Raw genomic sequence first — 6,415 nt, forward strand, 5'->3', positions numbered from 1 at the left:
CATGACCGGCAAGGCGTACATCATCGGCGTCGGAATGACGCCCTTCACCAAACCCGAGAGCGGCGACCGGCAGTACGGGGACCTAGCGGTGGAGGCGGGCGGCAACGCCCTCGCCGACGCCGGGATCGGCTACGACGCCGTCGAACAGGTCCCCGTCGGCTACTGCCACCAGCCCTCCACCGCCGGACAGCGCGCCGTCTACGGACTGGGCATGACCGGCGTCCCCGTCTACAACGTCAACAACAACTGCGCGACCGGCGCCACCGCCCTGATGCTGGCCCGCCAGTTCGTCGAGGCGGGCGTCAACGACTGCGTCCTCGCCCTCGGCTTCGAGCAGATGCGGCGCGGCGCGCTCGGCGCGGGCGCCGGGAGCGGCGACTTCGCGGCGTCGCCCGTCGCCCGGCACTACGGCGTGATGGCCGCCACCCACGGCTTCGGGAAGACCCCGCCCACCGCCCAGCTCTTCGGCAACGCCGCACGCGAACACATGGACCGCCACGGCACCACCGCCGAACAGCTCGCCGCCGTCGGCGCCAAGAACCACCGTCACTCCGCGCACAACCCGTACGCGCAGTTCCGGGACGTGTACACGGTCGAGGAAATCCTCGCCGCCCCCGTCGTCCACCACCCGCTGACCCGGCTCCAGTGCTCCCCGACCTCGGACGGCGCGGCCGCCGCCGTCGTCGCCTCCGAGCGGTTCGTCGACGCCCACGGCCTCGCCGACCGCGCCGTCGAGATCGCTGCGCAGGCCATGACCACCGACACCGAGGAGAGCTTCGCCTCCGGCTCCTGCACCGACGTCGTCGGCACCCCGCTGACCCGCGCCGCCGCCCGCCAGGTCTACGAGGCGAGCGGCCTAGGCATCGAGGACGTCGACGTCATCGAGCTGCACGACTGCTTCTCCGTCAACGAACTCCTCACCTACGAGGCGCTGGGCATGTGCGCCGAGGGCGCGTCCGGCGCGCTCGTCGCGGACGGCGGGACGACCTACGGAGGCCGCTGGGTGGTCAACCCGTCCGGCGGGCTGATCTCCAAGGGTCATCCGCTGGGCGCCACCGGCCTCGCCCAGGCGGCCGAGCTGGTGTGGCAGCTGCGCGGCACCGCCGGTGGACGGCAGGTGCCCGGGGCCCGGACCGGCCTCGCCCACAACATCGGCCTCGGCGGCGCCGCGGTGGTGACGCTGCTCCGCAAGTGACGCCGGAGGGAGGGGGGTTGGCCTGTTGCGCGGGCCCGAACCGGGCCTCCCCGGGGCGGCATCGGTCATAGGTCCTAGGACCATGCCCGCGACCTGCGACGGGGCCGGGGCCGGGCCGATATCCGATACCTGTTCGGTCCGGCGGGTGCGACGATGGGCGCATGCCGTCTGCTGCCACGTCCACCGCTCTGCCCGCACCCGCACGCCGTAGAAGCACCGCCCCCGGCTGGCTCGTGACGCTGCTGGTCTGCGCCGGTCAGTTCCTCGTCATCCTGGACGTCTCCGTCGTCAACGTCGCACTGCCCGCCATGCGGACGGGCCTGGGCCTGAGCGAGCTGGGCCTGCAGTGGATCGTCAACGCCTACGTCATCACCTTCGCCGGATTCATGCTCCTCGGCGGACGGGCCGCCGACCTCTTCGGCCGTAAGCGGATATTCGTCCTCGGGCTGGCGCTCTTCACCGTCGCCAGCCTCGCCGGGGGAGCCGCACAGCAGCCCTGGCAGCTGATCGTGGCCCGCTCCCTCCAGGGCGTCGGCGCGGCCGTGCTCTCCCCGGCCACCCTCACCATCCTGACGACGTCCTTCCCGACCGGTCCGGCCCGCACCCGGGCCATCGCCACCTGGACGGCGGTCGGCGCCGGTGGCGGCGCGGTCGGCGGGCTGGTCGGCGGGGTGCTCACGCAGTACCTCTCGTGGCGCTGGGTGCTGCTGATCAACGTCCCCGTCGGCGCGCTGGTGCTGGTCGGTGCCGTGCTCTGGCTCACCGAGAGCCGCCAGGCCACCGCCCGTCGCCTGGACATACCCGGCGCGCTGCTGGCCACCGGCGGTCTCGGGCTCGTCGCCTACGGCATCGTGCAGACGGAGACGGCCGGTTGGGGCTCCGCCGCCGCGCTGCTGCCCTTCGCCTCCGGCCTGGTGGTCATCGCCGCCTTCCTCGCCGTCGAGGCGCGCGCCAAGGCGCCGCTGATGCCGCTCGGCATGTTCCGGATGCGGGCGGTGTCCTCGGCCAACGCCGCGATGCTGCTGTCCGGGGCGGCGATGTTCTCCATGTGGTACTTCCTCTCCCTCTACGTGCAGAACGTCCTCGGCTACTCACCGCTCCGGGCCGGACTTTCCTTCATCCCGCACTCGCTGAGCATCGTCATCGGCTCGAAGCTCGCCCCGCGGCTGATGCACCGGGTGGGCGCCAAGACGCTCGCGGTCTGCGGTGCGGCGCTCTCCGCATGCGGCATGTTCTGGCAGGGCGCCATGGGCGTCGACGGCACCTACCTCGGCACCCTGCTGGGCCCCGGCATCCTGATGGCGCTCGGCGCCGGACTGGCCGCCACCCCGGTCGCCGCCATCGCCACCTCCGGCGCCGCCCCCGGCGATCAGGGTCTGGTCTCCGGGCTGATCAACACCTCCCGGCAGATGGGCGGCGCGCTGGGCCTGTCGGTCCTCTCCACCGTCGCCGCCGCCCGCGCCCTCTCCGGCGACGGCCGCGCGGCCCTGGCCAGCGGCTACGGCCTGGCCTTCCACGTCGGCGCCCTGGTGCTGGTGGCCGCCATCGTCCTGATGCTCGTCGCCCTGCCACGCCGTCAGGAGGACGCGACCCACGGCTGAACGCCGGGCGGGGCCGTGCCCGGCGCGGCAGAGGCGAACGACGGGCGCCGTCCTCCCCGTATGTCACCGGTACGCCCCCCACCACCAGAACTGACGCCCCGTCAGGGGTTCCGGGCGCCGGACGGATCAGCTATACAGGAGGCCATCGGCTAGAACGCGTTCTAAAAGCGTGGGCGCGCCCCGGACCCACCGGGTGCCCGGCCCCCGCCCGGTGCGCCCCGCCCCCGCGCTGCCGGAAGCGTCCCCGCCGAACCGGTACGGCCCCGGCCCGTCGACGGTGCGGACGGCGGGCCGGGGTCCTCAGACCCCTAAGGAGCGAGACAGCCCGATGCCCATCGACGTCGCCAAGGCCACCGCCGCCCCGCCGCGGACCACCGAACTCACCTGGGACCACAAGGACGTTCAGCTCTACCACCTCGGCATCGGCGCCGGCGCGCCCACCCCGGAGAAGGAACGCCCCGCCACCGACCCCGACGAACTGCGCTACACCCTGGAGAGCGCACTGCACGTGCTGCCCAGCTTCGCCACCGTCGCGGGAATGGGGTCTCCCCTGCTCGAACAGGGTCGAGAGCTTGGGGAAGGAATGGCGGTCGCCGGGGGCATGGCCGCGCCCGGCATCGACGTCGACCTGGCCGCCGTACTCCACGGCGGCCAGACCGTCACCGTCCACCGCCCCCTCCCGGTCCGCGGCCACGCCACCCAGACCTCCACCGTGCCCGCCGTGTACGACAAGACCAAGGCGGCCGTCATCGTGTTGCGCTCCGAGGTCGCCGACGACGACGGGCCGCTGTGGACCTGCGACACCCAGATCTTCGTCCGCGGCGAGGGCGGCTTCGGCGGCGACCGCGGCCCGTCCGCCCGCATCGAAGTGCCCGAACGCGCCCCCGACCTCACCACCGAACGCCGCATCCGCGAGGACCAGGCCCTCCTCTACCGCCTCTCCGGCGACTGGAACCCGCTCCACGCCGACCCGTCGTTCGCGAAGCTCGCCGGGTTCGACCGGCCCATCCTGCATGGCCTGTGCTCGTACGGCGTCGCCCTCAAGGCCGTCGTCGACACCGCCCTCGACGGCGACGTCTCCCGGGTGCGCGCCTACACCACCCGCTTCGCCGGGGTCGTCTTCCCCGGCGAGACGCTGCGCCTGCGGCTGTGGCGCGACGCCCCCGGGCCCGGCCGCATCCAGGTGCTGGTCACCGCCGCCGACCGCGACGACGCCCCGGTCCTCGCCGACACCGTCGTCGACCACACCTGACCCACCCGCGCCCCGCACCGCATCCGCACCCTGTACCTCCCACACCCCCCCCCGTAGCCCCCCGCCCCGTATCTCCCCCGCGCCCCGCACCCCGCACCGTCCGTTCGTACGAGAAGGAGCCGCACCGTGCGCGCAGCCGTACAGCACGAGACAGGACAGGACACCCTCGACGTCCTCGACGACGTCGAAGCGGTGGGTTTCGGTCCCGGCAAGGTCAGGATGCGGGTGCGGGCCACCGGCCTGTGCCACTCCGACCTCTCCGCGATGAGCGGGGTGCTGCCGCAGCCCGCGCCGTTCGTCCCCGGCCACGAGGGCGCCGGCGAGATCCTCGACGTCGGCGACGGCGTCACCGCCCTGTCGCCCGGCGACCGCGTCCTGATGTGCTGGCTGCCCGCCTGCGGCACCTGCCCGTCCTGCAAACGCGGCCAGAGCCATCTGTGCCTGGCCGGGTTCATGAACGCCGGGACGCCCAACTTCAAACGGCCCGGCGGGGACGTCTTCGGCTTCGCCGGTACCGGCACCTTCGCCGAGGAGGTCGTCGTCCCCGCGCACTGCGCCGTCCCCATCCCCGACGACGTGCCGTACGACATCGCCGCGCTCATCGGCTGCGGCGTCACCACCGGCCTCGGCGCCGCCGTCAACACCGCGAAGGTGGAGGCCGGTTCGTCGGTCGCCGTCATCGGCTGCGGCGGCGTCGGCATCTCCGTCATCCAGGGCGCCCGGGCCTGCGGCGCCGCCCACATCACCGCCGTCGACCCGGTGCCCGCCCGCCGCGAGGCCGCCCTCCGCTTCGGCGCCACCGAGGCCCTGGCGCCCGACGCCCTCGCCGACGCCAAGGCCAAGGTCACCTCCGGCGAGGGCTACGACTACGTCTTCGAGGTCGTCGGCAAGTCTGCCACCGCCCGCACCGCCTACGAGACCACCCGCCGCGGCGGCACCCTCTGCATCGTCGGCGCGGGCGCCCTCGACGACATGTTCCAAGTCAACATGTTCGAGCTGTTCTTCGACGAGAAGCGCATCCTGCCCTCCCTCTACGGCGGCGGCGACGTCCTGCGCTCCTACGCACGTGCCATCGCCCTGTGGCGGGCCGGACGCATCGACCTCGAAGGGCTGATCACCCACCGCGTCCGCCTCGACGACATCAACGACGCCCTCGACCAGATGCGCACCGGCACCTCCCTGCGCACCTGCATCGAGCTGTGACCGTCCGGGCCCCGGCCGCACACCCACCGCGACCGCCCGCCCCCGCGACCGAGAGGAACGGCATTGACCGGCACCGCACTTCCCCTGGACGGACGCACCGCCGTCGTCACCGGCGCGGGCCGGGGCCTGGGCCGCGCCGAGGCGCTGGAACTGGCCCGGCTCGGCGCCGCCGTCGTCGTCAACGACTTCGGGGCGCCGGGGCGCGACGGCTCCGGTGAGGCGTCCGCCGCCCCCGCCGCCCAGGTCGTCGCCGAGATCACCGCGGCCGGCGGCCGGGCCGTCGCCCACACCGGCGACGTCGCCGACCACACACAGGCCCGCGAGCTCATCGAACTGGCCGTCGCCGGCTACGGCGGCCTCGACATCGTGGTCAACAACGCGGGCATCCTCCGCGACCGGATGATCTTCTCCATGACCGAGGACGAATGGGACTCCGTCATCCGCGTCCACCTCAAGGGCCATTTCAACACCACCCACTTCGCCGCCGCGTACTGGCGCGGCCGCGCCAAGGCGTCCGGCGAGCCCACCTACGGCCGGATCGTCAACACCTCCTCCGAGGCGTTCCTCGCCGGATCGGCGGGCCAGCCCAACTACGCCGCGGCCAAGGGCGGCATCGTCGGCCTGACCACCTCCACCGCGCTGGCGCTCGCCAAGTACGGCGTCACCGCCAACGCCATCTGCCCGCGCGCCCGCACCCGGATGACCGAGGACGTCTTCGCCGGGTTCGCCGAACCCACCGACGGCGGCCTCGACCCGCTGGCGCCGGAACACGTCGCCCCGCTCGTCGGCTACCTCGCCTCCCCGGCGGCCGCCCGCGTCAACGGACAGCTGCTGGTCGTCCACGGCGGCATGGTCGCCGTCGCCGAACGCCCGCGGATCGCCGCCCGGTTCGACAGCGCGCAGGAGACCTTCACCCACGACGAACTGGACGCCGTACTCACCCCGTACTACGCGGAGCGCCCGGCGGGGGAGACCTTCGCCGCCACCGAGGTGCTGGGCCTCAAACGGGCCTGAGCGCGGCCCGTCCGGAAGCCGCGTTCCGGGGCGGCCGAGGCGCCCGTCCCGCAACGGCAACGGCCCCCGTCCCCTTCGGGAGAATGGGTCCGGGGGCGGGACACGCGCCGGGGCGGCGGGTGATAAAGCGCCGTGTCTTATAAAAATAGT

The 6,415-nt window shown here is 73.4% G+C and carries 5 protein-coding genes; all 5 read left to right on the plus strand.

The features are described from left to right. Nucleotide 1 precedes the first annotated feature (1 nt). The 5 genes from ACFWWQ_RS04495 (at nucleotide 2) to ACFWWQ_RS04515 (ending at nucleotide 6,265) form a co-directional block, all read left to right on the plus strand. A complete protein-coding gene (locus tag ACFWWQ_RS04495) occupies nucleotides 2-1,195 on the plus strand; it encodes a lipid-transfer protein (RefSeq protein ID WP_384589936.1) in 1,194 nt (397 codons plus the stop codon). 161 nt (nucleotides 1,196-1,356) lie between these two features. After that, nucleotides 1,357-2,796 (plus strand): MFS transporter, encoded by a 1,440-nt coding sequence (locus ACFWWQ_RS04500; RefSeq protein ID WP_384589939.1) that lies wholly within the window; start codon nucleotides 1,357-1,359, stop codon nucleotides 2,794-2,796. A 328-nt stretch (nucleotides 2,797-3,124) separates the two neighbouring features. Next, nucleotides 3,125-4,048 (plus strand): MaoC/PaaZ C-terminal domain-containing protein, encoded by a 924-nt coding sequence (locus ACFWWQ_RS04505; RefSeq protein WP_384589942.1) that lies wholly within the window; start codon nucleotides 3,125-3,127, stop codon nucleotides 4,046-4,048. A gap of 126 nt (nucleotides 4,049-4,174) precedes the next feature. Continuing rightward, a complete protein-coding gene (locus ACFWWQ_RS04510; RefSeq protein WP_384589945.1) occupies nucleotides 4,175-5,251 on the plus strand; it encodes a Zn-dependent alcohol dehydrogenase in 1,077 nt (358 codons plus the stop codon). Nucleotides 5,252-5,314: 63 nt separating this feature from the next. Continuing rightward, nucleotides 5,315-6,265: a 3-oxoacyl-ACP reductase gene (locus ACFWWQ_RS04515; protein WP_384589948.1), complete on the plus strand. Its 951-nt coding sequence runs from the start codon at nucleotides 5,315-5,317 to the stop codon at nucleotides 6,263-6,265. The last annotated feature ends 150 nt before the right edge of the window (nucleotides 6,266-6,415 follow it).

This window comes from Streptomyces sp. NPDC059080 (assembly GCF_042739975.1).
Lineage (GTDB): Bacteria > Actinomycetota > Actinomycetes > Streptomycetales > Streptomycetaceae > Streptomyces > Streptomyces benahoarensis.

What these genes read in the sequence shown, in the direction of transcription:
- ACFWWQ_RS04495 (WP_384589936.1), top strand. Translation starts at nt 2, where the DNA reads ATGACCGGCAAGGCGTACATCATCGGCGTCGGAATGACGCCCTTCACC.
- ACFWWQ_RS04500 (WP_384589939.1), top strand. Translation starts at nt 1,357, where the DNA reads ATGCCGTCTGCTGCCACGTCCACCGCTCTGCCCGCACCCGCACGCCGT.
- ACFWWQ_RS04505 (WP_384589942.1), top strand. Translation starts at nt 3,125, where the DNA reads ATGCCCATCGACGTCGCCAAGGCCACCGCCGCCCCGCCGCGGACCACC.